At 69.2% G+C, this 24086-nt stretch carries 24 protein-coding genes and 1 pseudogene; 19 read left to right on the top strand and 6 right to left on the bottom strand.

Annotated features, from left to right (window positions below; all coding sequences use genetic code 11):
• Nucleotides 1-5 precede the first annotated feature (5 nt).
• Entirely contained in the window at nucleotides 6-875 is an 870-nt protein-coding gene (locus EZ313_RS14920) for a fumarylacetoacetate hydrolase family protein (RefSeq protein ID WP_135264076.1), read from the bottom strand.
• A 25-nt stretch (nucleotides 876-900) separates the two neighbouring features.
• A complete protein-coding gene (locus EZ313_RS14915) occupies nucleotides 901-1683 on the bottom strand; it encodes a hydroxypyruvate isomerase family protein (protein WP_167772592.1) in 783 nt (260 codons plus the stop codon).
• A gap of 113 nt (nucleotides 1684-1796) precedes the next feature.
• On the opposite strand from EZ313_RS14915, the gene EZ313_RS14910 reads away from it, so the two are divergent.
• Together EZ313_RS14910 and EZ313_RS14905 are read left to right on the top strand one after the other, a co-directional pair.
• Nucleotides 1797-2723, top strand: a complete 927-nt coding sequence (locus EZ313_RS14910) for a LysR family transcriptional regulator (RefSeq protein WP_135264074.1) — start codon at nucleotides 1797-1799, stop codon at nucleotides 2721-2723.
• A 58-nt stretch (nucleotides 2724-2781) separates the two neighbouring features.
• The gene (locus EZ313_RS14905; RefSeq protein WP_135264073.1) at nucleotides 2782-3477 is read left to right on the top strand and encodes a hypothetical protein; all 696 of its coding nucleotides are present in this window, start codon (nucleotides 2782-2784) and stop codon (nucleotides 3475-3477) included.
• Between the two features lie 43 nt (nucleotides 3478-3520).
• On the opposite strand, the gene EZ313_RS14900 is transcribed toward EZ313_RS14905, so the two are convergent.
• Complete coding sequence (locus EZ313_RS14900; protein ID WP_167772591.1) at nucleotides 3521-3673, bottom strand: hypothetical protein; 153 nt, start codon at nucleotides 3671-3673, stop codon at nucleotides 3521-3523.
• A gap of 289 nt (nucleotides 3674-3962) precedes the next feature.
• Here EZ313_RS14900 and EZ313_RS14895 point away from each other — a divergent pair, with 289 nt between their 5' ends.
• Complete coding sequence (locus EZ313_RS14895; RefSeq protein WP_135264071.1) at nucleotides 3963-4253, top strand: hypothetical protein; 291 nt, start codon at nucleotides 3963-3965, stop codon at nucleotides 4251-4253.
• A gap of 81 nt (nucleotides 4254-4334) precedes the next feature.
• Here EZ313_RS14895 and EZ313_RS14890 read toward each other — a convergent pair whose 3' ends face one another.
• From EZ313_RS14890 to EZ313_RS14880, 3 genes are all read right to left on the bottom strand, one after another.
• A complete protein-coding gene (locus EZ313_RS14890; protein WP_135264070.1) occupies nucleotides 4335-4934 on the bottom strand; it encodes a YidB family protein in 600 nt (199 codons plus the stop codon).
• Nucleotides 4935-5069: 135 nt separating this feature from the next.
• Nucleotides 5070-5906 (bottom strand): phytanoyl-CoA dioxygenase family protein, encoded by an 837-nt coding sequence (locus EZ313_RS14885; protein WP_135264069.1) that lies wholly within the window; start codon nucleotides 5904-5906, stop codon nucleotides 5070-5072.
• Nucleotides 5907-6086: 180 nt separating this feature from the next.
• Entirely contained in the window at nucleotides 6087-6860 is a 774-nt protein-coding gene (locus tag EZ313_RS14880) for a TetR/AcrR family transcriptional regulator (protein ID WP_135264068.1), read from the bottom strand.
• Nucleotides 6861-7019: 159 nt separating this feature from the next.
• Between EZ313_RS14880 and EZ313_RS14875 the strand changes: the two genes are divergently transcribed.
• From EZ313_RS14875 to EZ313_RS14805, 16 genes and pseudogenes are all read left to right on the top strand, one after another.
• Nucleotides 7020-7907 (top strand): fumarylacetoacetate hydrolase family protein, encoded by an 888-nt coding sequence (locus tag EZ313_RS14875; RefSeq protein WP_135264067.1) that lies wholly within the window; start codon nucleotides 7020-7022, stop codon nucleotides 7905-7907.
• 16 nt (nucleotides 7908-7923) lie between these two features.
• Nucleotides 7924-8706, top strand: a complete 783-nt coding sequence (locus EZ313_RS14870) for an alpha/beta fold hydrolase (protein ID WP_338106318.1) — start codon at nucleotides 7924-7926, stop codon at nucleotides 8704-8706.
• A gap of 16 nt (nucleotides 8707-8722) precedes the next feature.
• The gene (locus tag EZ313_RS14865; protein WP_135264065.1) at nucleotides 8723-10018 is read left to right on the top strand and encodes a metal-dependent hydrolase family protein; all 1296 of its coding nucleotides are present in this window, start codon (nucleotides 8723-8725) and stop codon (nucleotides 10016-10018) included.
• 16 nt (nucleotides 10019-10034) lie between these two features.
• Nucleotides 10035-11315, top strand: a complete 1281-nt coding sequence (locus EZ313_RS14860) for a metal-dependent hydrolase family protein (protein ID WP_135264064.1) — start codon at nucleotides 10035-10037, stop codon at nucleotides 11313-11315.
• Nucleotides 11312-12271 carry a branched-chain amino acid ABC transporter permease gene (locus EZ313_RS14855; protein WP_135264063.1) on the top strand — a complete coding sequence of 320 codons (960 nt, stop codon included), beginning with the start codon at nucleotides 11312-11314 and terminating at the stop codon, nucleotides 12269-12271. The genes EZ313_RS14860 and EZ313_RS14855 overlap by 4 nt, the downstream gene beginning before the upstream one ends.
• A complete protein-coding gene (locus tag EZ313_RS14850) occupies nucleotides 12268-13413 on the top strand; it encodes a branched-chain amino acid ABC transporter permease (RefSeq protein WP_135264062.1) in 1146 nt (381 codons plus the stop codon). The genes EZ313_RS14855 and EZ313_RS14850 overlap by 4 nt, the downstream gene beginning before the upstream one ends.
• A 25-nt stretch (nucleotides 13414-13438) precedes the next feature.
• A complete protein-coding gene (locus EZ313_RS14845; protein ID WP_205960401.1) occupies nucleotides 13439-14692 on the top strand; it encodes an ABC transporter substrate-binding protein in 1254 nt (417 codons plus the stop codon).
• An 11-nt stretch (nucleotides 14693-14703) separates the two neighbouring features.
• Nucleotides 14704-15528, top strand: a complete 825-nt coding sequence (locus EZ313_RS14840; protein ID WP_135264061.1) for an ABC transporter ATP-binding protein — start codon at nucleotides 14704-14706, stop codon at nucleotides 15526-15528.
• A pseudogene (locus tag EZ313_RS23625) lies at nucleotides 15528-16025 on the top strand (ABC transporter ATP-binding protein); the annotation flags it as partial. The gene EZ313_RS14840 and the pseudogene EZ313_RS23625, both read left to right, overlap by 1 nt.
• 558 nt (nucleotides 16026-16583) lie before the next feature.
• Nucleotides 16584-17786 (top strand): Tm-1-like ATP-binding domain-containing protein, encoded by a 1203-nt coding sequence (locus tag EZ313_RS14835; protein ID WP_240788704.1) that lies wholly within the window; start codon nucleotides 16584-16586, stop codon nucleotides 17784-17786.
• Between the two features lie 18 nt (nucleotides 17787-17804).
• A complete protein-coding gene (locus EZ313_RS14830) occupies nucleotides 17805-18647 on the top strand; it encodes a phosphoenolpyruvate hydrolase family protein (RefSeq protein ID WP_135264059.1) in 843 nt (280 codons plus the stop codon).
• Nucleotides 18648-18668: 21 nt separating this feature from the next.
• Complete coding sequence (locus EZ313_RS14825; protein ID WP_135264058.1) at nucleotides 18669-20360, top strand: flotillin family protein; 1692 nt, start codon at nucleotides 18669-18671, stop codon at nucleotides 20358-20360.
• 7 nt (nucleotides 20361-20367) lie between these two features.
• Complete coding sequence (locus EZ313_RS14820; protein ID WP_135264057.1) at nucleotides 20368-20814, top strand: SRPBCC family protein; 447 nt, start codon at nucleotides 20368-20370, stop codon at nucleotides 20812-20814.
• 12 nt (nucleotides 20815-20826) lie between these two features.
• The gene (locus EZ313_RS14815) at nucleotides 20827-22299 is read left to right on the top strand and encodes an SRPBCC family protein (RefSeq protein WP_135264056.1); all 1473 of its coding nucleotides are present in this window, start codon (nucleotides 20827-20829) and stop codon (nucleotides 22297-22299) included.
• 16 nt (nucleotides 22300-22315) lie between these two features.
• Nucleotides 22316-22690, top strand: coding sequence for a VOC family protein (locus EZ313_RS14810; RefSeq protein WP_135264055.1), 375 nt, complete (start codon nucleotides 22316-22318; stop codon nucleotides 22688-22690).
• A 164-nt stretch (nucleotides 22691-22854) separates the two neighbouring features.
• Nucleotides 22855-24018 (top strand): ABC transporter substrate-binding protein, encoded by a 1164-nt coding sequence (locus tag EZ313_RS14805; protein ID WP_135264054.1) that lies wholly within the window; start codon nucleotides 22855-22857, stop codon nucleotides 24016-24018.
• Nucleotides 24019-24086 lie beyond the last annotated feature (68 nt).

The raw sequence follows: 24086 nt of genomic DNA, 5'->3' as shown, positions 1-24086 counted from the left end.
GCGCCTCACCGCGCGGCGCGTTCCTTCACAACCCGGTTCTCCAGGCGCGCGATCCCGGACACCTCGACCTCGATCCGGTCGCCGTCCTTCATGAAAAGCTGCGGCTCGCGCTTCACTCCGACACCGGCGGGTGTTCCCGTGACGATAACGTCGCCAGGCTCGAGGCTCATGATGGTCGAGATGTAGTTGACGAGGCGCGGGATGGAGAAGATCAGCTGGTCGGTGTTCCCGCGCTGCACTTCCGTTCCGTTCAGGCGCGTCACGAGCTCGAGCCGCGCTCCGTCCGCGATCTCGTCGCGCGTCACCATCCAGGGACCGAATGCGCCCGTTCCGTCGAAGTTCTTTCCGGCGGTCCACTGGGTCGTGTGGTACTGCCAGTCGCGGATGGAGGCGTCGTTGTACGGCGCATAGCCTGCAATGTGGGCCCAGGCATCGCGCTCCGGGATGCGGCGCCCGCCGCGGCCGATGACGACCGCGATCTCGCCCTCGAAATCGAGCTGCACGGATTCGGGCGGCAGCGGAATGTCCGCACCGTGGGATGTCTGCGAAGTGGCGAACCGCACGAACAGCGTCGGGTTCGCTGTCTCGGCGCGCTTGGCCTCCAGCCTGTGCGCCTCGTAGTTCAGGCCGATGCAGAGGATCTTGGCGGGGTCGGGGATGACCGGTAGCAGGCGCACGTCCTCCATGCGGATCGTGGGCGCGCCGCGCTGATCGGCCAGCCGCGTACGGATGCCCTCGACGCCCAGCTGCGCGAGCGCTTCGCGCAGCGTTGGTATCACGCTGTTGCCGCAGCGCGCGAGGTCGGTGATGGAGCGGTCGCCGTCCAGCGCGCCCCATGAAGCGTTGCCGCCATGTTCGAAGCTCAGAAGTTTCATTGAGTGGTCCGGAAAGGTGTTCTGTTCAGGCGCGCCGGCGGAACGGTTCGTGCCAGCCGATCGAGTCCAGGGTGCTTCCGGTGGGCGCGTACTCGCACCCGACCCAGCGGTCCCAGCCAAGCTCCTCGAGCGTGCGGAAGATGTAGCCGAAGTCCAGTTCGCCCGCCCCCGGCTGGTTGCGCCCCGGCGTGTTGCCGATCTGCATGTGGCCCATGTACGGATAGACCTGGCGCAGGCGCTCGGTGAGCGCGCCTTCCTGCATCTGCACGTGGTACGTGTCGAAGCACAGCTTGATGTTGGGCTTGCCGAGCTCGTCGATGATGGCCACGCCTTCCGCGAGCCGCGAGTACAGGTACGCGGGGAACCGCGCGTTGCACACCGGCTCGATGATGATCGTGATGCCCTCGGGCGCCGCGAGCTGGGCGGCGAACTCGAGGTTCTTCTTGAAGGCATCCATGCAGGCAGCCGGGTCGTGCTCCGGGCCCAGGTTGCCGGCGAGCACATGGACCATGGGCTTGCCGACCGCGACCGAGTACTCGATCGCCGTCTCGATGCTCTTGCGGCTTTCGGCCGCTTTCTCGGGCAGCGCGGCAATGCCGCGGGAGCCGCCCTCCCAGTCCACCGGCGCCAGGATCTGCACCAGTGTCAGGCCGTTGTCGTCCAGCAGGCGCTTGAGCTCGCGTGCCGGGTATTCGTAGGGGAACGCCACCTCGACCCCGGAGAACCCCGCCCGGGCGGCGGCCGCGTACCGGTCCCACATCGGCAGCTCGGTAAACAGCCACCTCAGGTTAGGGTCGAAGCGAAGCATTCGTTTGTCTCCTGGCGCGGTGCTCATCGGCGCCGTCTCGGTTGGACCCACTTTATGGGCGCGCATTGCTGGAGACAATCGAGAAATACTCAGCGCATATTTGAGGTTCCCTGATGAATGTGACGCTCAAGCAGATGCGCGCCTTTGTCGCGCTGGCGGAGGCCGGCAGCTTCACCGCGGCAGCCCGGCAGTTGCACGTCACGCCGTCTGCGCTCAGCCTGGTCATCAAGGACCTGGAGTCCGGCGTCGGGATGCGCCTCTTCGACCGCACCACGCGCGAGACCCGGCTCTCCCCCGGCGGCCGCGAATTCCTGCCGGCCGCCCGCAAGCTGGTCGAGGACTTCGGACGGGCCCTGGAAGGCCTTCGTGAATTCAAGGCCAGCGAGCGGGGCGTGCTGCGGATCGCCGGCTCGCCTATCTATTCCGGCACGCTGGTGCCGCAGCTTGCCGCCGAGTACGGGCAGCAGTTTCCGGGCGTGCGCGTGCACGTCATCGACGCGCTCACCGACCAGGTCGCCGCCAAGGTCGCCAACGGCGACGCGGACCTCGGCATCGCGCCGGAGCGCCCCGTCCCCGCCGAGGTGCGGCAGACGCAGCTCTTCCGCGATCCGGTGCAGCTGGTGTGTCCTCCGCAGCATCCGCTCGCGTCACGCGACACGGTGGAGTGGGTCGACGTGATCCGGCACCCGTTCATCTCGCTGTCGCCCGACTACACGATGGGCCTGCGGGCCGATCTCGCGCATCACTCCGAAAGCCTGACGCTGGAACCGGCGGCCTACGTCACCTTCATCACCACCGCTCTCGCGCTGGTGAAGTGGGGCCGCGGCGTGACGGCGCAGCCTTCGCACGCCGACCTGCTGGCGGCCGCGTATGGACTGGTCGTGCGGCCCATTCAAGGCCCGCGCATCGAAAGGCGGATCTGTCTGCTCGCGCCGAGGGAACGCGAGCACTCGCCGGCGGCGCTGAGTTTTCACGAGTTCCTGGCGCGCCGTTTTCAGCTGGAGCCGCAACGGCAACGACCTGATGAAGCGGCAGGCTGAGTGATCCCATGCCCGCCGGGGATCGTGGCAGGATGTCGCGGAACGAGGAGACCCGACGATGGCTTTACTGGGCGGCGCGGCGCTCGCGATGTGGTGGAACATGGCGCCGCAGATGCGCGCCGAGTTCGAGCACTGGCACACGCACGAGCATTTCCCTGAACGCCTGGGCATCCCCGGATTCCGGCGTGCCTCGCGCTGGGTCGATGCCGCGGGAGGCGAGGGCATCTTCGTGCTGTACGAACTGGAAGCGCACGGCGTGCTGTCTTCCGGCGCCTACCTGCGAAGCCTCAATGCACCCACGCCGTGGTCGACGCGCATGATGCCGCACCACCGTGACATGGTGCGCAGCCAATGCCGCGTTCTGGCGTCCGCCGGCGGGGCCGTGGCCGGCTACGCGGCTACGGTGCGGCTGTCGCCTGCCTCGGGTGCGCAGGATCGATTGCAGCCGGGCCTTCAACATCGCCTCGCGGAGTGGGCGGGACGCGCCGGCCTGGTGGGCGCGCACCTGCTGCGGCACGAGGCGCCGGCCATCGCAGTCACCACCGAGCAGAAGATCCGCGGCGGCGACAGCCATGCCGACTGGGTACTGGTGCTCACCGGCTATGACGCCGCTGTCCTCGAGAAGGTGGTGCGCGACGAGATGTCCGATGCCGCACTGGCCGCGCTCGGCGCGCGGTCCGGATCCACTTCGGGGTTCTTCCGCCTGTCGCACTCCTGCGTGGAAGGAGAGCTGGCGGGCGCCCAGGCGCCCTAGCGCGGCATCTGCAGCGGATCGCTTTCGGGCGAACGCGTAGGGACTACGCCTTGTCGCGGCGGCTCGCCGCCCCGAGCGCCAGCACGGCCATCGTGAGCCTGTCGTTGGCGATGGCACGGGCGCGCGACACTTGCGCGATCAGCGACTCCGACGGCGCGGGCCCGCCCTTGTCGTAGGCGACCCAGGCAGCCTTCAACCGGCTTTCCGCTTCCCTCGCGTCTGCGTCGGCCTTCTGCCAGTCCAGATAGGCGCGTCTTGCTTGTTCTGCCACGGGCCTGATGTTAATCCGGTGTGCGGTTCGGGGGGCGGGGAAGGTACGTGGTCCACGTTAGCGTTGCTGCATTCACCCTTCGAAACCGGCTGCGGACGGTGCCGCTGTAAACTGGCCTCCCGCGACCTACGGCGGCCCTCCTTCGTGCCCTGAGCCGCCCGCCTCCCCAAGCAGGTCACCATCTCGCCAGTGCACTTCGACGAGGAGTGCGCTCATGAGCGAGCACCAATCGACCAGGTTCCAACTGTGGGCAGATGCCCAGGCCCTCGCAGGTGCCGCGGAACATCGGATCGCAACCAGGGCAGCCCAGCACGTCGCCCATGGCGCCCCTGCGCCGCTCGCGGCAGAGGTCCAGGCGACGCTCATCCTGAGGAGCAAAGCCACCGCCCTGTTGATGGCGGTTCTCTCGGAAAGCGAGGCCGCGGCGCAATCGCAGGACCAGGAGAACTTCGGCTTCGCGATGGTGAACCCGGGTCCGAACGGCAGTCCGCAAGGCGCAGCGTAGGTCGGCCGATCTGCGGCAGTTGCAGGCGCGCTGGACCATGCCGGCGCGCCGCTTGTGCCGCCGCAGGGCCGGCGCGCGCGGCTACTCGACCGCTTGCCGCCGGTCCACGCCGCGCAGCAACTCGTCCAGCGAGGACTGGCCCGCGTCCAGCACGCGATCCGCATCCTGCGGCAGCTGGCCTTCGGGACTGAGCTTGTCCACCACTTCGGGAAGGATGTCGGCTAACCCTTCGGAGACTTCCTGCTCGCCGACGCCGAGCTGCTGCGACATGCGCGCGATCTCGTCGCGGCCGAAGACCTCGTCGACCGCCTGCGGCGGCAGGGCTTCGTTCTCGCCCGTGCCCACCCAGGAGGACGCCTGGTTGGAATAGCCGCGCTGGCGCGTGCGCTGCAGCACGTTGCCGATGCCGCCATTGCGCTGGATCCACTGCAGTGCGAGCGGCAGCAGCAGGGCCAGCATCGCGTTTCGGCCTCGCAGGCCGCCGCCCATCGAACCGCCCAGCGCTCCGCCGAGGATGCCGCCTAGCCCGCCCGGCATTCCGCCGCTGCCGGCCATGCCGCCACCGGGAAAGCCGCCACCGGGAAAGCCGCCGCCGGGCATGCCTGAACCGGGCATGCCGCTGCGGCCCATCGCCTGGCCGAGCACGCTGCCGAGGATTGCTCCGAGAAATGGATTCGCCATGAAGGGCCTCCTGATCATCGAAGCACCACCCTAGATCGGCAGCGCCAGCCTCGGCGTAGGCGCATCGCGCATGCGCTTCGGCGAAGGCGGCCTGCACGAGCCGCCGCGCAGTGGATCAGCCTCGCAGGCTCACCCTTATTTCCGCCCCGCCATCGCCAGCCCTTCGATCTGGTGCTTCTGCACGATCGGCTCGAGCTGGTCCACCACGCGGCAGACCAGGTGATCGCGGACCTCGGCCGGAAGCTGGTCGTGGAACTCGCGCGTCACCGTCACGTCGTGCAGCGCAGCGTGTCCCGCGCCGGGAGCATCGAAGCCGAGCACGAGCACCGGGCGCGCGATGGGCGACAGGTGCTCGGTGCCGCGGTGGATCGTCAGGGCCGAGCGGCAGCTGATGTCGCCGGCCTGCGGGAACTTGCGCGAGCTGCGGCTCGCGAAGCGCGGCGACAGTTCCTCGGGCGGGAACATCTCGTACTTCCACTCGCGGCCGTCTTCCCACTGCGTGCCGTGCGCCACCTCCAGCGGACCCATGTCCGGCGTGACGTCCACGCCGCTCACGTTGAAGGCCAGCGAGGTGATGCGGCGGTCGCGCCAGCTCTCGCGCGGCGCCGGGAAGTCGCGGTGCCAGGGCTGGAACTTCGCGCCCTGGAACGGAACGTCCAGGCCGATCTCCACGATCTCGTAGTCGGGGCCGAGCACGGATTCGGCCATGCCGCGCACCCAGGGATGCGCCACCAGCTCGGTGAAGCCGCGGAAGGCTTCGGGATGCGCCTCCACGTACCAGCGACGCGGCCCGCGGCCGACGGCGCCGCCGGGGCGCTGGATGGCTTCCCAGAACGCCGTCATCATGTCTTCCCGCAACTGCTCCACGAAGTCGCGCGTGAAGGCGCCCTTGCAGGCCGTGATGCCGTCGCGCAGCAGGGTGTCGACGTAAGGTTGCAGCAACTCGGTGCGGGAAAGGGTGGCAGCGTCCAAATCTGGTCTCCGGGTTCGTGTGGACAGGAAAGGAAAGGGCGCCACGTTAAACAGCGCGCCGCCCTGTACGCCGTTCGTAAGCGGCGCCTTGCATCGCTGCGGCTGAGGATCGAAAAAACCGCACGTCCAGGTGCGGGAAAGAGACTCGGCAGTTCGGCGCGCGAGCAGCGCGCGCACGGGTCAGCGCGGTGCGCGGCCCGCGGCCTGCGCCGGACGCAGCGCGGCGCCGCGTGCGCCTCGCGCGCCGCTGCCGGCCCGTGCGGCCCGGGCGCTTCCGTTCGCGCGGACGGGCTCCCGCGTGCCGCTCCTCGATGCAGGCGATGCACTCTCGCGCAAGGCCGCATCGATCAGTGCGTCGGCCATCCACATCACCGTGCCTTCGAGTTCGCGGTCGGCGCACGCCCAGATGTCCCGCAGGATCACGTAGGCCTCGATGCCGTAGATGACGGAGAGCGCCCGGTGCAGCCGAGCGCGGGCAGGGCGGCTCAACGCGGGTGCCAGCGGCGCGATGGCGTGTTCGAGGATGCGGATGCGGTGGCCACGCCGGTACGGCTCCTCCTCCAGCAGCCCTGCGCGCTCCAGCGCCCACTGCTCCAGGGCGAGCTGCGCCGCGGCGCGCAGCTGCGGCTCGAACTCCTTGAAGCGCGGGAAGGTGGACTTGAAGAGTTCGTGCACGCGTTCGCGCCCGCCGCGGCTGTCGTCGGCGAGCTTGCGCACGGGCCCCAGCGAGGCATCGATCACGGTGGTAACCAGCGCGCTGCGGCTCGGGAAGTAGCGGTAGGCCGTCGCGCGCGAAACGCTGGCGCGAACCGCGAGCTCAGCAACGGAAGGAATGTGGCCCGACTGCTGGATGAGCACCATCGCCGTATCGACGAGCAACTTGAAAGTTGCAGCCTTGACGCCGCGCTCGGGCGGCACGGCGGGTTGCGTCGGTTGGGGCCTGGTGCGGGGCATAGGGTATGTCCGGAGATGGCCCGCCGCAAACCGTCTATCGCGCCGCGGGACCTTGTGCGTATGATGGTCCGAAAATTTTGAGACGCAAGTCTCATTTTCACGCAGGCGTCTCACGGGCCCTCAGCGCATCGCCCGGGGACAGCCACAAGGAGACAAGCGATGCGTCTAGCCAGCTGGAGCTGGGGCGGGCGCCCGCACGCGGGCGTCGTCTCGGCCGACGGCAGGGAGGTCACGCCCCTGGCCCTCTCCAACGCGTCGCGCGGCGTGCTGGAGATCGTCGAGCGGCTGGCGCAGGGCGAGGGCCTGCCGCGGGAGGCCGGTCCCCGGCTGCCGATCGACGCGGTGACGCTGCGCGCACCGCTGCCGCGCCCGCGACGCAACCTCTTCTGCATCGGCCGCAACTACCGCGCGCACGCGGCCGAACTGGCTACCACCGTGTTCCGCGAGAGCCTGCCGGACAAGGACGCCTGGCCGATCGTGTTCACCAAGTTTCCCGAGACGGTGGTCGGCCCCTACGACACGGTGCGGCTGCCGTCGCCCTCGATCACCACGCAGATCGACTACGAATCGGAGCTCGCCGTGGTCATCGGCCGCGGCGGCCGCGACATCGCGCGGGCGCGGGCGATGGACCACGTGTGCGGCTACACCGTGGTCAACGACGTCAGCGCGCGCGACATCCAGGTGCGCCACCAGCAGTGGGAGCTGGGCAAGGGCTTCGACACCTTCTGCCCGATGGGGCCCTGCCTCGTCACGGCCGATGAAGTGGATGGCCGCGATGTGCGCATCCGCGGCTGGGTCACGCCGCGCGGCGGCACGCCGGAGTTGCGGCAGGACGGGCGCACCCGCGACATGATCTTCGACATCCCCACCCTCATCGAGACCTGCTCGCGCGGCATCACGCTCCTGCCCGGCGACATCATCGCGACCGGCACGCCTTCGGGCGTGGGCATGGGCTTCTCGCCGCCGAAGTGGCTGGGACCGGGCGACGTGTTCCGCGTCGAGATCGACGGCATCGGGTTCATCGAGAACCGCTTCGAGCCCGGGTGACGCGATGGCGCTGCACATGATCGACCGCGTCGCGGTGGAAGACGAAGGGCAGGGCGATCCGGTCGTCTGCCTTCATGGCCTGGGCGGAAGCTCGAACACCTGGACCGCGGTGATGCCGGCGCTGGCACGGCATCGCGTGATCCGCATCGACCTGCCCGGCAGCGGCCGGTCCGCTGCGGGCTCGCAGCCCCTGAGCATCGCGCGGCTGGTCGAGTGCGTGCGCACGGTGTGCCAGCGGCTGAACGTCGGACGCGTGCACCTGCTCGGCCATTCGATGGGGACCATCGTGGCGCAGCACCTGGCGGCCGACCATCCCGGGCTGGTGCGCAGCCTGGCCTTGTTCGGGCCGCTTCTCGCGCCGCCCGATCCCGCCCGCGCCAACATCCGCACTCGTGCGGCCAAGGCGCGCGAAGGCGCGGCGGGCATGCAGGAGATCGCGGACACGCTGGTGAAGGCTTCCACCTCGGCGGACTCGCGCGAACGTTTTCCCGCCGCGGCTGCCTTCGTGCGCGAGAGCCTCACGCGGCAGGACCCGGAAGGCTACGCCCGCAATTGCGAAGCGCTGGCCGATGCCAAGCCGGCCTCCGTCGCCAACATCCAGGCCGGCACGCTGCTGGTCACGGGCGACGAGGACGGCGTCGCGCCGCCGCAGAGCGTGCGTGCGATGGCCGAGAAGTTCACCGGCAACAAGGGCGGCACGCGCGTGGTGGTGTTCAACCGCTGCGGCCACTGGACGCCGATCGAAAGACCGCAGGAATGCATGCGAGAGCTCGCGTCCTTCCTGCCCACCCAACGTTGACGCCAAGGAGGTATCGATGGCCGACGTGCTGATCACCAACGCCCGCATCTTCGACGGCACCGGCGAGCAGCCCTTCACGGGCGACGTGCTGGTGCAGGGCAACCGCATCGCGCGCGTGCAGCGCACCGGCTGGGGCGCGCGCCCGATGCCCACCATCGGCGTGCCGGTGATGGATGCGGCCGGCGCCTTCCTCATGCCCGGCATGGTGGAAGCCCACACGCATTTCTCGTGGAATGACCAGCCCAGCCTGGATTCGATCCAGCGCATGCCGCCGGAGGAGCACATCCTCTGGTGCGCGCAGGTGGCCAAGACCTACCTCGACATGGGCTGGACGTCCTGCGTGGGCGCGGCCACGGCCAAGCCGCGCCTGGACGTGGTGATCCGCAACGCGATCAACGACGGCACCATCATCGGCCCGCGCTACATGGCGGCGAGCCAGGAGATCACGGTGCCGGGCGGGCTGGGCGACACCACGCAGCCGCACCTGCCGCAGCCGGAATTCGCCTTCGGCGCCGTCGTCAGCGGCGCCGAGGAGATGCGCCGCTGCGTGCGCATGTTCGCCAAGTACGGCGTGGACACGCTCAAGATCAACCTGTCGGGCGAGTCCATCACGGGCATGCCCAGCAGCATGTCGCAGTTCACCGAGGAGGAAGTGCGCACCTGCGTCGAGGAGGCGAAGGTGTGGGGCAAGCGGGTGGCGGCGCACGCGCGCTCCACGCATTCGATCAAGCAGTGCGTGCGCCTGGGCATCGAGGTGATCTACCACGCCAGCTTCGCCGACGAAGAGGCGCTGGACCTGCTGGAGCAGCACAAGCGCGAGCACTTCATCGCGCCCGGACTGGCCTGGCTGATCAACACCTGCCACAACGCGAGCGAATACGGCATCACACCCGAGGTCGCGCGCAAGATGGGCTACTTCGAGGAACTCGAAGCGGCCATCGAGACCATGAGGGAGCTGCGCCGGCGCGACGTGCGCATCCTGCCGGGCGGCGACTATGGCTTCGCGTGGACGCCGCACGGCACCAACGCCAAGGACCTGGAGTACTTCGTCAAGTACCTGGGCATGTCCACGATGGAGGCGCTGCTGTCGGCCACCGCCTGGGGCGGGCCGATGATGAAGATGCGCGACCAGCTCGGAAAGGTGCAGGACGGCTGGCTGGCCGACCTGCTGCTGGTCGACGGCGATCCGCTCGCCGACATCACCGTCCTGCAGGACAAGTCGCGCATCCTGGCCGTGATGAAGGACGGCGAATTCCACCGCGCGCCGCCGATGCGCGCCAATGCCCGCACCGCCACGCGGTGGGCGGCCTGAACAGGAGGTCGATGTCATGGCCACCACTCTCTTCACCAACGTCCGCGTCCTCGACGGCAGCGGCACGCAACCCTGGCTGGGCAGCGTGCTGGTCGAGGGCAACCGCATCCGCCAGGTCGGCCGCTCGCCCACCAGCGTCGGCCCGGCCGGCGCCACCGTGATCGACGGCGCCGGCGCCACGCTGATGCCCGGCATGTGCGAGGCCCACACGCACTTCTCCTGGAACGATGCGGCCACGCTGGCCGGCATCCAGACCATGCCGCTGGAGGAGCACGTGCTGTGGTGCGCCAAGGTGGCCAGGCGCTACCTGGAGGCGGGCTTCACGTCCTGCGTGGGCGCGGCCTGCGCCAAGCCGCGGCTCGACGTGGTGATCCGCAACGCCATCAACAGCGGCCAGATCCCCGGCCCGCGCTACCTGGCCGCGAGCCAGGAGATCACGGTGCCGGGTGGGCTGGGCGACGAGACGCTGCCGCACCTGCCGTTCCCGGAGTTCAGCTTCGGCGTCAACGTCAACGGGGCAGAAGACATGCGCAAGGTCGTGCGCATGTTCCTGAAGTACGGCGTCGACTCGATCAAGCTCAATCTCTCGGGAGACAACTTCACGCCCGATTCGCCCGCCGAGACCACCTGGATGACCGACGCGGAGGTCGCCGCGGCGATGGAGGAGGTCAAGCTGCGGGGCAAGCGCTGCTCGGTGCACGCGCGGTCGGCGGCTTCCGTCAAGCAGGCGCTGCGCCATGGCTGCGAGGTGATCTACCACGCCAGCTTCACCGACGAGGAAGCGCTGGACATGCTGGAGGCGGCGCGGGACCGCGTGTTCGTCGCTCCCGGCATCGGCATCCTCTATGCGATGCTGAACGAGGCCGAGCCCTACGGCATCACGCGGGCCAAGGCCACGCAGATGGGCTACCAGGTCGAGTGGGATGCCGCGATCGAGTCGCTGAAGGCCATGCACCGCCGCGGCGTGCGCATCCTCTTCGGCGGCGATTACGGTTTCGCGTTCACGCCGCACGGCCAGAACGCGCGCGACCTCGAGTTCTTCGTGCGCCACCTGGGCTTCACGCCGATGGAAGCGATCCGCTGCGCGACGCAGTACGGCGGCCAGATCATGATGCGCGGCCACGAGCTGGGCGTCATCAAGGACGGCTTCCTCGCCGACCTGCTGCTGGTCGACGGCGACCCGCTGGCCAACATCGCCATCCTGCGTGACCCGAAGCGCATCCTGGCCGTGATGAAGGACGGCACCTTCTACAAGCAGCCGGAGATGGCGGCCGAGCCGTTCCGGAGGGCCGCATGACGATGACGGCCGCCCGCCGCCGGCAGTGGCTCGCGTGGGTCCTCATCGGGGGCCCTCTGGCCATCTTCGCCATCTGGGGCCTGGTGGACAACGCGCGCCTGTTCCTGGTCACGCTGCTCAATGGGCTGACGCTGGGCGCGCTCTATTTCATCGTGGCCAGCGGCTTCACCCTGGTGTTCGGCTTGATGCGCAACGTGAACCTGGCGCATGGCTCGCTGTACCTGGTGGGCGGCTACATCGGCTTCATCGTCGCCGAGCGCACCGGCTTCTGGATCCTCGCGGTGGCCGCGGGATTCGCTGCCGCGGCGCTGGCGGGGCTGTTGCTGCAGGTGCTGGTGCTGCGCCACATGCAGGGCCAGGACCTGCGCCAGACGATGGTGACGATCGGGCTTTCCGTCGTCGTGGCCGACCTGCTGATCTGGATATTCACCGCGCAGGTCCACCAGATGGAGGCGCCGTCGTTGCTGCAGGGCCCGATCCGCGGCATCCCCATCATCAACGCCTACTCGGCGTACCGGCTCGCGCTGCTCGGCATGGGCATCGGCATCGGCTTCGGCCTGTGGTGGCTGCTGAACCGCACGCGCGTGGGAATGATGATCCGCGCCGGCGTCGATGACCGGGCGATGCTGTCGGCGGCCGGCGTCAACGTGAACCTGGTGTTCGCCATCACCTTCGCGCTGGGCGCCGGGCTGGCGGGACTGGGCGGCGTGATCGGCGCGGTGGAACTGTCGATGGTGCCGGGCGAGGACACGCGGCTGCTGCTCGCATCGCTGATCGTCGTGATCGTCGGCGGCATGGGCAGCGTGACGGGTGCCGGCATCGGCGCGGCGATCCTCGGACTTGCCGAGACGTACGGCCTGGCCTACGCGCCGACCTACAGCGTGGTCTTCACCTTCCTGATCCTGATCCTCGTGCTGGCCTTCCGGCCGCGCGGCATCCTGGGGAAAGCCGCATGAGCGCGGCGCAGTGGCGCAAGGCCATGAACTCCGCGGCGACCGGCAGCGCCGGCCGCCTGCCGTCGACGGAAACGGGGCGTCCGGCGCCTGCGCCTGCAATTCCGGTCGAGCCTGACCCGTATGCGGACAGCGATGCGCCGCGCTGGCTGAAGTTCCTGTGGCGCCACGTCTCCACGCGCCATGTGCTCACGTTGCTGGGACTGCTGGTGTTCCCGTTCGTCGTCTCGCCCTTCGTGACCTTCCAGATCGGCGCGCAGACGCTGGTCCTCGGGCTGGTGGCGCTGTCGCTGACGCTGCTGGCCGGCTACGGCGGCATGGTGTCGCTGGCGCAGATGACCATCGCGGGGATCGCGGGCTACACGGTCGCGATCCTCGGCAGCAGCGGCACGGCGCTCAGCCTGGGCTGGCACTGGTCGGTCGTGGTGGTGTTCGCGCTGGCCATCGGCACCGTCGCGTCGGTCGTGGTGGGCTGGCTGTCGGTGCGCACCGAGGGCATCTACACCATCATGATCACGCTGGCGATGGGCGTGGCCTTCTACTACCTGGCGCTGCAGAACTACACGGTCTTCAACGGCTTCCAGGGCTTCCAGCGGGTGTTCCCGCCGACGGTGCTGGACATCGACTGGCGCCAGCCGCTGGCCTTCTACTTCCTGTCGCTCGCGTTCGCGATGGCCGGCTACTTCTTCGTGAAGTACCTGATCCGCGCGCCCTTCGGCATCGCGCTGCAGGGCATCCGCGACAACCCGCGGCGCATGAATGCGCTGGGCTACAACGTGACCGCGCACCGCGTGGCCGCCTATGCCGTCTCCGGCTTCATCGCCGCCGTCGCCGGCGTGCTGCTGGTCTGGTACAACGGGCTGATCACTCCCGGATCGGTCGGCACCTCGTGGCTGATCAACATCCTGGTGATCGCCGTGCTCGGCGGCATGAAGCATCCCATCGGGCCGTTCCTGGGCGCGCTGGTGTTCGTGCTGCTGCAGACGTTCGCCGTCGACGTGATCGACCGCGAGCGCTTCAACCTGGTCATCGGCGGCGCCTTCCTCGCCATCGTCCTGTTTTCCCCCGACGGCCTGCTCGGGCTGTGGTCGCACCTCTCGGGGCGGCTGCGGCGCGCGCGGGACGTTTCCTCACCGGTGCGCTAGCGCATCACAACCCAAGGAGACAAGCGTGAAACTGGACAAGCGATTCGTGTTGAAGTCTTTGGCGGGTGCCGCGATGGCCGCCGCCCTGTCCACCGGCTGGGCGCAGTCGGGGCAGCCCGTGAAGATCGGCCTGCTGGCCACGCTGGAAGGGCCGTTCGCGGCCGGCGGCGCGGACGGCATGCGAGGCGCGGAGCTCGCGGTCAAGCAGCGCAACGGCACCGTGGCCGGGCGCCCGGTCCAGATCATCAAGGCGTCGTCGGACGCCAAGCCGGACGTCGCGGTCAACGCCGCGCGCAAGCTGGTGGAGCAGGACAAGGTCGACATCCTGGTCGGCCCGCTGTCGGGCGGCGAGGGCATCGCGATCAAGGACTACTCCAAGACCCAGCCGCAGGTGACGTTCATCAACGGCGGCTCGGGCGCGCAGGCCACGACGCTGGACAACCCGAGTCCCAACTTCTTCCGCTTCAACACCGAGGGCGCGCAGTGGATGGTGGGCCTGGGCGACGCGGCGCTGAAGAAGGGCTACAAGCGCGTGATGGTGATCGCCGAGGACTACGCCTTCCCGTACTCGCAGGTGCAGGGCTTCATGACCGAGTTCTGCAAGGGCGGCGGCAAGGTGCCGGTCAAGGCCTGGGTGCCGCTGGGCGGCAAGGACTATTCCTCCGTCATCGCCCGCATCCCGAAGGACGTGGATGCGCTGCTGCTGGTGCTGGGCGGCGCCGATGCCGTGAACTTCCTGAATCAGTACGAGTCCGCGGGCGGCGACAAGCCCCTGCTGGGCGGATCCATCACGGTGAGCCAGGACGTGCTGAACTACCGCGGCAAGAAGCGCGACTCGCTGGTGGGCACGCTGTCGGCCGGCCCGCTGGCCGACGCGTATGACGGCAAGGAGTGGAAGGCGTTCGTCGAGGACTACAAGAAGAACTACCCGGTGTCCGCCGGCGGCTATCCCAGCCCCTCGCTGTTCGCGTACGTCTACTACGTGAACATGAAGGCGGCGCTGGACGGCCTGGAGGCGGTCAAGGGCGACTTGGGGAACAACCACGCGAAGTACCGCGAGGCCCTGGCCAAGATGACGCTCAAGACGCCCAACGGCGACGTCAAGCTCGACGAGAACCGCCAGGCGATCGGCACCACCTTCGTCACCGAGGTGGTGAAGGACGCCCAGGGCAACCTGCACAACAAGGTGCTGCGCAAGGTCGACAACGTCAACCAGCTGCTGGGCATGAACAAGGCCGACTTCAAGATCGGCTCTCGCGACGTGCCCAACTGCCCGTAAGGCCTGCGCGAATGGCTTCCATCAGCACACTTCGTCCGCCCGCCCGCGCGCACACCGTGGGTGCGCCCGCCGGACCCGCGCGGCCGCTGGCTTCCAGCGACGCGCTGGTGCTCGAGGGCGTCACCCGCAGCTTCGGCGCGCTGCGGGCGGTGGACGACGTGTCGCTGGTGGTGGCCGCCGGCGAGAAGCGCGCCATCCTGGGCGCCAACGGAGCCGGCAAGACCACGCTGTTCAACGCGATCACCGGAGACTTTCCGCCGACCGCGGGGACGATCCGGTTCTTCGGCGAGGACGTCACCGAGCTGTCGCCCTTCGAGCGCATCCGCAAGGGGCTGCGGCGCACCTACCAGTCCTCGCTTCTGTTCCGCGACCTTTCGGTGCGGGACAACCTCTTCCTGGCTGTCCGGGGCGTGTCGAACAACCGGTACAGCTTCCTTCGTCCGTCGGCGCGCCATGCGTCGCGCGCGGCCACGCAGGACCTGCTGGAGCGCGTGCGCCTGGCCCACATCGCCGACGAGCCCGTGTCCAGCCTGGCCCACGGCCAGCAGCGGCAGCTGGAGATCGGCATGGCCCTGGCCGGCGCGCCGCGGCTGATCCTATTCGACGAACCCGCGGCCGGCCTGTCGCCCGCCGAGCGGCGCGAGCTGGTGCTGCTGCTCACGTCGATGCCCGCCCACATGAGTTTCGTGCTGATCGAGCACGACCTGGACATCGCGCTGCGGGTGGTCGAGAAGGTCACCGTCATGCACAACGGCCGCGTGCTCAAGCACGGCACCCCGAGCGAGATCGAGAACGACGCGCAGGTGCAGGCGATCTACATGGGAGGCAAACACTGATGGCGACAGCGTCCCGCAACGCGCGCGACCCCGGTGCGAACGCCGCCCCGATGCTCCAGGTCGCCAACCTGGACGTGTACTACGGCCGCGCCCACGCGCTGCAGGGCGTGAGCTTCACGCTCGACGGCGGTGTGTTCGGCATCGTCGGGCGCAACGGCATGGGCAAGACCACGCTGTGCAACGCTATCACCGGCCTGGTCAGGGCCGGCGGTAGCGTGCGGCTGGCGGGGCAGGAGGTGCTGGGACTGGCGCCGCACGAGATCACGAAGCGCGGCATCGCTTACGTTCCGCAAGGCCGCCGCGTGTGGCCTTCGCTGACCGTGGACGAGACGCTGCGGCTGGTGGCCGGCCATCGCCGCGAGGTCGATCGCGTCTACACCATGTTCCCGCGCCTGGCGGAACGCAAGTCCAACGGCGGAGCGCAGCTTTCGGGCGGCGAGCAGCAGATGCTGGCCATCGGCCGGGCACTGCTGCTGCAGCCCAAGGTGCTGGTGATGGACGAGCCCACCGAGGGCCTGGCGCCGGTCATCGTGGAGCAGGTCGCCCAGGCGCTGCGCAACCTGGGCGGCGAGAGCGGTCTCTCCATCCTGCTGATCGAGCAGAACCTGGGCGTCGCGATGGACGTCGCCGATCGCATCGGCGTCATGGTCAACGGCCGGCTGGCGCACGAGATGGCCGCGTCGCAGCTGGCGGCCGACAAGCCGCTGCAGGAGCGGCTGCTGGGCGTGCGGTCCAACGGCGACGAAGAGATCGCGCCGGAGGAGGAGCAGATGGCTCCCGCGCCGGATGCGGGCGAAGTGCGCGTCTTCACTGTGCGGCGCGCGCATGCGCAGGAGGGCCAGCCCGGCGTGGCCGGCCTGCCGCCGCCGACCGTGCGCGGCTACAACCGCTGGAATGCGGGCGACGCGGCGGCCGCGACGACGGACATTCCGCGCACGGCTTCCGCGCCATCACGCGCCGCGACGCCCGCCGCGCGCTCCGCGTCCGCGCCTCCGGCGTCAGGCGCCCAGGTCTTCGATTTTCCCGTCGCGGCCACCAGCGGCCGTGCCGCGTACGTGGCCGGCACCTTCGACACCAAGGGCCGGGAGCTCTCCTATCTGCGCCAATGCCTGGAGAAGCTCGGCCTGCGCGTGGTCACCGTGGACCTGTCCACCTCCGGCAAGCCGTCGCCCGCCAGCGTGCATCCGCGTGAGGTGGCGCGCCACCATCCGCAGGGCGAGGGCGCCGTCTTCACGAAGGACAGGGGCAGTTCCGTCACCGCGATGGCGCTCGCCTTCGAACGGTTCATCGTGACCCGCCGCGACGTGGGCGGCCTGATCTCCGCGGGGGGCTCCGGCGGCACCGCGCTGGCGACCGCGGCGATGCGCGCGCTGCCCGTCGGCCTGCCGAAGGTGATGGTCTCCACGATGGCTTCGGGCGACACGCGCGCCTACGTCGGCCCGAGCGACATCTGCATGATGTATTCGGTCACCGACGTGCAGGGCATCAACCGCATCAGCCACAAGGTGCTGGCCAATGCGGCGCACGCGCTGGCCGGGATGATCGCGCACCCGACCGGCGAGATGGAAGCCAGGCCCGCGCTGGGCCTCACGATGTTCGGTGTCACCACGCCCTGCGTGCAGGCCGTGACGCGACGCCTCGGCGACCAGTACGACTGCCTGGTGTTCCATGCCACGGGCACGGGCGGACAGTCGATGGAGAAGCTGGCCGACTCCGGCCTGCTGGCGGGCGTGATCGACGTCTCCACCACCGAGATCGCCGACGAGATCGGCGGCGGCGTGTTGTCCGCAGGGCCGACGCGCCTGGACGTTTTCGCGAGCCGCGACCTGCCGTACGTGGGGTCTTGCGGTGCGCTGGACATGATCAATTTCGGCGCCTGGGACTCGGTGCCCGAGCGATTCCGCGGGCGGCGGCTGTACCGGCACAACCCGTCCATCACGCTGATGCGCACCACGGCGGACGAATGCCGGGCCATCGGCGAGTTCATCGCGCGCAAGCTCAATGCGATGCGCGGTCCGGTGAGATTCCTGATCCCGGAGGCCGGCGTCTCGGCCATCGACCGTCCGGGCCAGCCCTTCCACGATCCCGATGCCGATCGCGCGCTGTTCACAGCGATCGAGACGAACTTCCGCGCGGGCCCGAACCGCCGCCTGCTGCGGCTGCCGCTTCACATCAACGACGACGCGTTCGCCGACGCGCTGGTGGCTGCCTGGCAGGAGGTCTGCGCGCCGCAACCCGCGGCGAGGGCGGCCCGCTGAGCGAGAAAAGGGAGACCCATGCCCCGCATCCACCGCAAGGACATCCTCGACCGCCTGCGCCGCAAGGTGGCGCAAGGGCGGCCCATCGTCGGCGGCGGTGCCGGCACGGGGCTGTCGGCCAAATGCGAGGAGGCCGGCGGCATCGACCTGATCGTGATCTACAACTCGGGCCGCTACCGCATGGCCGGCCGCGGGTCCCTGGCCGGCATCCTGGCCTACGGCAATGCCAACGAGATCGTGTGCGAGATGGCGCGCGAGGTGCTGCCCGTGGTGCGCAACACGCCGGTGCTCGCGGGCGTCAACGGCACCGATCCCTTCCTGATCCCGGATGAATTCCTGCAGCGCCTGATCCGCCTGGGCTTCTCCGGCGTGCAGAACTTCCCGACGGTGGGCTTGATCGACGGCACCTTCCGCGCCAACCTGGAAGAAACCGGGATGGGCTACGGCCTCGAAGTCGAGATGATCGCCCGCGCGCATGCGCTGGACCTGCTGACCACGCCTTATGTGTTCGACGAGAAGCAGGCCACCGACATGGCCCGCGCCGGCGCGGACATCGTGGTCTGCCACATGGGCCTGACCACCGGCGGCAGCATCGGCGCGGGCACGGCGCTGAAGCTGTCCGACTGCGTGGAGCCGATCAACGCCTGGGCGGCCGCGGCGCGTGCCGCCAATCCGGACGTGCTCGTGCTCTGCCACGGCGGCCCGATCGCGACGCCGCAGGACGCCCAGGACATCCTGCGCCGCTGCCGCGGCATCCACGGCTTCTACGGCGCCAGCTCGATGGAGCGGCTGCCGACCGAGGTGGCCCTCACCGACGCCACGCGGCAGTTCATGAACATCCGCATCAATGACCACGCCTGACAAGGACCCAAGGAGACTCCCATGACCGGCGCCCAATTTGGCACCTTCATCCTCGGATTGATCGTGGTGGCCATCGTCGCGGCCATCTTCGTGTGGCTGCTGCACTGGCTGTACCTGCGCAGCAGCAAGGAACGGGCGTTCGTGCGCACCGGTCTCGGCGGGCAGAAGGTCGTGCTCGACGGCGGCGCCCTGGTGCTGCCCATCGTGCACGATGTCATCCCGGTGAACATGAACACGTTGCGGCTCGAAGTCGCCCGCGGCCGCGACAAGGCTCTGATCACCAAGGACCGCATGCGGGTCGACGTGATCGCGGAGTTCTACGTGCGGGTGGCGGCGCAGGCCGACGCGGTGGCGGCCGCGGCGCAGACGCTGGGCCAGCGGACGCTGGCGCCCGAGCAGCTCAAGGAACTGATCGAGGGCAAGTTCGTCGACGCGCTGCGCACGGCCGCCGCCGAGATGACGATGGAGGAACTGCACGAGAAGCGCGGCACCTTCATCCGCCGCGTGCGCGAGTCCGTCGCCGGCGACCTGACGACCAACGGCCTGGAACTGGAATCCGCTTCCCTTACACAGCTGGACCAGACCGCGATGGAGTTCTTCAATCCGAGCAACGCATTCGACGCCGAAGGTTTGACGCGGCTGACCGAGCAGATCGAGATCCGCAAGAAGCAGCGCAACGACGTCGAGCAGGACACGCTGATCGCCATCCGCAACAAGAACCTGGAAGCCGAGAAGCTGTCGCTGGACATCGACCGCGAGTCGGAGTACGCGCGCCTGCAGCAGGAGCGCGAGGTGGAGATCGCCCGCGCCCGCCAGCGCGCCGAGCTGGCCACCGAGCGCGCGCAGCGCGAGCAGGATGCGGAGAGCGCGCAGATCACGGCGCGCCAGGCCATCGACGCCGCGCGCATCCGCTCCGAGCAGTCGGTGGAGCAGGAGCGCATTTCCAAGGAGCGGACGCTGCAGTCGGCCGAGATCGAGCGCCGCAAGGAGCTGGAGCTGGCCGAGCAGCAGCGCGCCATCGCGGTCGCGATGGAGAGCAAGGCGCAGAGCGAGGCACAAGCGGCCGCCGACCAGGCTCGTGCGGCTGCCGTGGCCGCCGAGGAGAAGGTGTTCACCGCGCGCGAAGTGGAAGCCGCCGAGCGCCGCAAGGCCATCGAGCTGATCGGCGCCGCGCAGGCTGCCGAGCGCGAGGCGCTGCGCCTGACGCACGCCGCGGCGGCCGAGAAAGCCGCCAGCGCGGACCGCGGCGCCGCCATCCGCGCGCAAGCCGAAGCCGATGCGGACGCCGAGAAGATCAAGGCGATGGCGTCCCGCGTGCGCGCCGAGATCGAAGCCGAGGCGGCGCGCATGATGAACGAGGCGCACAACGTGCTCTCGCCCGAGGCGCGAGCCTCCGCGCTGCGGCTCAAGCTGGTGGAGAAGGCCGAGGCCATCATCCGCGAGTCGGTGCGGCCGATGGAGCGCATCGAAGGCATCAAGATCCTGCAGGTCGACGGCCTGGGCGGTGGCGGCAACGGCCGCGTCAACGGCGAAGGCGGTGGCAGCTTCGCCGACAACGTGGTGAATTCCGCGCTGCGCTTCCGGGCGCAGGCGCCCATCGTCGACCAGCTGCTGCGCGAGATCGGCCTCGAAGGCGCGGACATCCACCGGCTGGTGGGCGGCGCGGCAGGCGGTCCGGCCGCGCTGCCGCCGGGCGAGCCCGACAAGGACTGACGGCTTCATGATCCGCGTCTACGTCTCCAGCGTCATCGACGCGCCCGCCGACGCCGTGTGGGCGCGCATCCGCGACTTCAATGGCATGCCGCAGTGGCATCCCGGCATTGCCGACAGCCGCATCGAGAACGGCGAACCGTCGGACAAGGTGGGCTGCGTGCGGCACTTCCACACCCGCGACGGCGGCGCGATCCGGGAACGACTGCTGGCGCTCTCGGACTACGAATACAGCTGCACCTACTCGATCCTGGAGAGCCCGATGGGCGTGGAGAACTACACCTCCACGCTCAAGCTCACGCCGGTGACCGATGGGGCCCGCGCCTTCATCGAATGGAGCGCGGAGTTCGACTGCGACGAGCGCCGCGAGCGCGAGCTGTCGGACCGGGTCGGCAACGGCGTCTTCCAGGCCGGCTTCGACGCGCTCAAGCGGCACTTCATGGGCGTGAGCCGCTAGAGCCCGCGGCCCATGCTGCAGAAGGTCGTCCGCTCCACCATCATCGACGCGCCGATCGAGCGCGTGTGGGCGGTGCTGCGCGACTTCAACAGCCACGACCGGTGGCATGACGTCGTCGACAAGAGCCGCATCGAAGGCGCAGAGTCGTCGAGCCAGGTAGGCTGCGTTCGCAACTTCACGCTCAACGACGGCAACCACATCCGCGAGCAGCTGCTGGCGCTTTCGGACAGCGAATACAAGTCGACTTACTGCATCGTGCAGGCCACGGTGCCGCTGCAGCGGTACGTCGCCACCGTCACCCTCAAGCCGGTGACCGACGGCAATCGCACCTTCTGGCACTGGGAATCCAGCTTTGCCACGCCGCCGGGCCGGGAGAGCGAGCTGCGGGACATGGTCGCGACCGAGGTGTACGAGGCGGGTTTCGAGAACCTGCGCCGGCACTTGCGGGCGGATGGGGACTCGCGGGTCGTGCGCCCCGGCGCCGCGGGCGGCCCGGCCGCTTCCCGCAACCTGCCGTCCCGTCTGGTGCGGGCCAGCCGCGCGGGAGGACCCGAGGTGCTGGAGATCGCGCGCGGCGAGGTGCCTCCGCCCGGGCCGGGCGAGGTTCGCATCCAGCAGCGCGCGGTGGGCGTGAACTTCATCGACGTCTACCTGCGCCGCGGCTGGTTGCCCGGGCTGATGCCGCTGCCCGGCACGCCGGGCATGGAGGCCGCGGGCGTGGTGGTCGACGTCGGCGCGGGCGTGCAGGCGTTCTCGGTGGGCGACCGCGTGGCCTACATGAGTTCGTACCCGGGCTCGTATTGCAGCGTGCGCAATGTTCCGGCGCAGCACGTGGTGCGGCTGCCGGCCTCGGTCGACGAAGAAGTGGCGGCGGCGCTGCTGCTCAAGGGCGTGACGGCCGACTACCTGCTGCGCGACCTGGGCCGGGTGGGCCCCGGCACTCGGCTGCTGGTGCATGCGGCGGCCGGCGGCGTCGGCCTGCTGCTGTGCGCGTGGTCGCGGCGGCTGGGTGCGACGGTGCTCGGCACCGTGTCCAGCGAAGCCAAAGCGCGCACGGCGCGCGAGCACGGCTGCCAGCAGGTGATCGTCACGCGTGATTACCGCTTCGCCGACGCGGTTCGGCGCGAATGCGGCGGCGCCGACCTGATCATCGATGGCCTGGGCGAAGCGGCGCGCGAAGAGAACCTCGCAGCCCTGGCGCCCTGCGGCCACTGGGTGAGCCTGGGCCAGGCCAGCGGCCCGCTGCAGCCGATCGACCCGGAGGCGCTGGTGCGCAAGTCGGCCACGTTCTCGCGGCCGGTGGTGTTCGACTACGTTGCCCGGCCCGGGCTGCTGGCCGAGAGGGCGCAGCGCGTGTGGGATGCGCTCGAGCAGCGCGTGCTGCGTCCGCCGCTCATCGAACGCTTTCCGCTCGATGCGGCCGCCCGCGCGCATGAGCGGCTGGAATCGCGCGCCAGCATGGGCGCACTGGTGCTGATCCCCTGAACGCTAGGAGCTTGGAATGATCCACGGCCTGAACCACTTCACCGTCATCACCGAGGACCTGCCGCGCACGCTGGACTTCTATGTCAACGTGCTCGGGCTGGAGCAGGGGCCCCGGCCCGATCTTGGCTTCGCGGGTGCGTGGCTCTATGCGGGCGCTGCGCCGATCCTGCACGTCTATGCGGACCGGCGCATCCCGCCCGGCGTGGCCGGCGTGATCGACCACATGGCGTTCTCCGCGAAAGGGCTCAAGCAGGTGAAAGCCCGCTTCGACGAGCGCGGCCTGAAGTACGACCTGCGCCAGCAGAAGGGATCCGGCACATGGCAGCTTTTCTGCCATGACCCGAGCGGCGCGAAGGTGGAACTGGATTTCGATCCGGCGGAGACGCTCTGATTCGTCGCCGGCGTGCGACGGGTCGTGTTAAGCGGCGGCAGGCCAGTGCCGAAACGCCGCACCGACATGTAACGTTCCGGAGACTGAGGCAAATGTCACGGCGACTTCCTTGAATACCTAAGTCATCTGTTGCAAGCTGTAACCAGTGCAACAGGAGGCGTGATATGGGTAAGGCAAGGGATTGGATCTCGCTCGGCCGGCGCACCGCGCTGCTTGTGGGCCTGGGCTTGGCGACGGGGCTTTCGTGGGCGCAGGCCGACGGCGTCGCGAAGGGGAGGCTGCTGATCGGGCAGTCGATCACCCTGCAGAACGGGCGCAACGCGTACGGCACCGCGGTGCAGGACGGGATCACGACATACCTGAAGGTGGTCAACGAGCAGGGCGGCGTGCACGGGCGGCAGCTGGTGCTCAAGACGCTGGACGACGACAACAAGCCGGCGCAGGCGGAAGCCAACGCTCGCGCGCTGGTCGAGCAGGACCGCGTCTTCATCCTGTTCGGCTCGATCGAGGGCGGGCCGTCCACGGCCGTGATGAAGGCCGCCGTGGACCTGAAGGTTCCGTTCTTCGGCCCGATGGCTGGATCGCCCACCTTCCGCCGGCCGCACCAGCCCATGGTGTTCCCGGTGCGCAGCGAGCACCGCGAGGAGTTCCGCGCGCTGCTGGCCCAGGCCAGGAGCAACGGCATGACCCGCGCCGCCTTCGTGCGCTCGGATTCCGAAACGGGCCTGCAGCACCTGGAGAACGTGCGCATCCTCTGCAAGGAGCTCAGCATCGAGCTGGTGGCGGACCTGCCGTTCAAGTCCGACATCAGCGAAACGCAACTGGAAGCGATGGCGCAGGCGGTGGGCAAGTCGGGTGCGCAGGTCGTCATCAACCACGGCAGCGCGGGCATGTACGAGCAGCTGATCCGCAAGGCGCGCAACCAGGGGGTCAAGGCCAATTTCTGGGCGGTGAACTCCGGCTCGGCCCAGCTGGCGCAGAAGCTGGGGCCGCTGGCGCACGGGATGATCTTCGCGCAGGTCGTGCCCAACCCCATGGAGCGCAAGACCGAGATCGCGCGCGAGTACCGCGAAGTGTTCGCCAAACACAACCCGGGCAAGGACTTCTCTTACGGCAGCCTCGAGGGCTACATGACGGCCAAGGCGCTGGTCGCGGCGCTGCGCTTGGCCGGCCCGGAGCCGACGCGAGCGAGCTTCGTGCAGGGGCTCACGAAGGCCGGCGTGATCGACCTCAACGGCATGCGCGCCAAGTACCAGCCCGGCGATCACACGGGCCTGGCGATGGTGGACCTGGCGATCTACACGCGCGACGGCCGGTTCATGCACTGAACGGCCGCACTGCACCGTCGAGCCCGGCTGCCGCGGTCAGCTCGACTGTCGTAACACTTGCTGCGATC

Source organism: Ramlibacter henchirensis (genome assembly GCF_004682015.1).
In the GTDB taxonomy this organism is placed as follows: Bacteria; Pseudomonadota; Gammaproteobacteria; order Burkholderiales; family Burkholderiaceae_C; genus Ramlibacter; species Ramlibacter henchirensis.
Note: the sequence above shows the minus strand (reverse complement) of the source record. Positions and strands in the feature narration are given on the sequence as shown.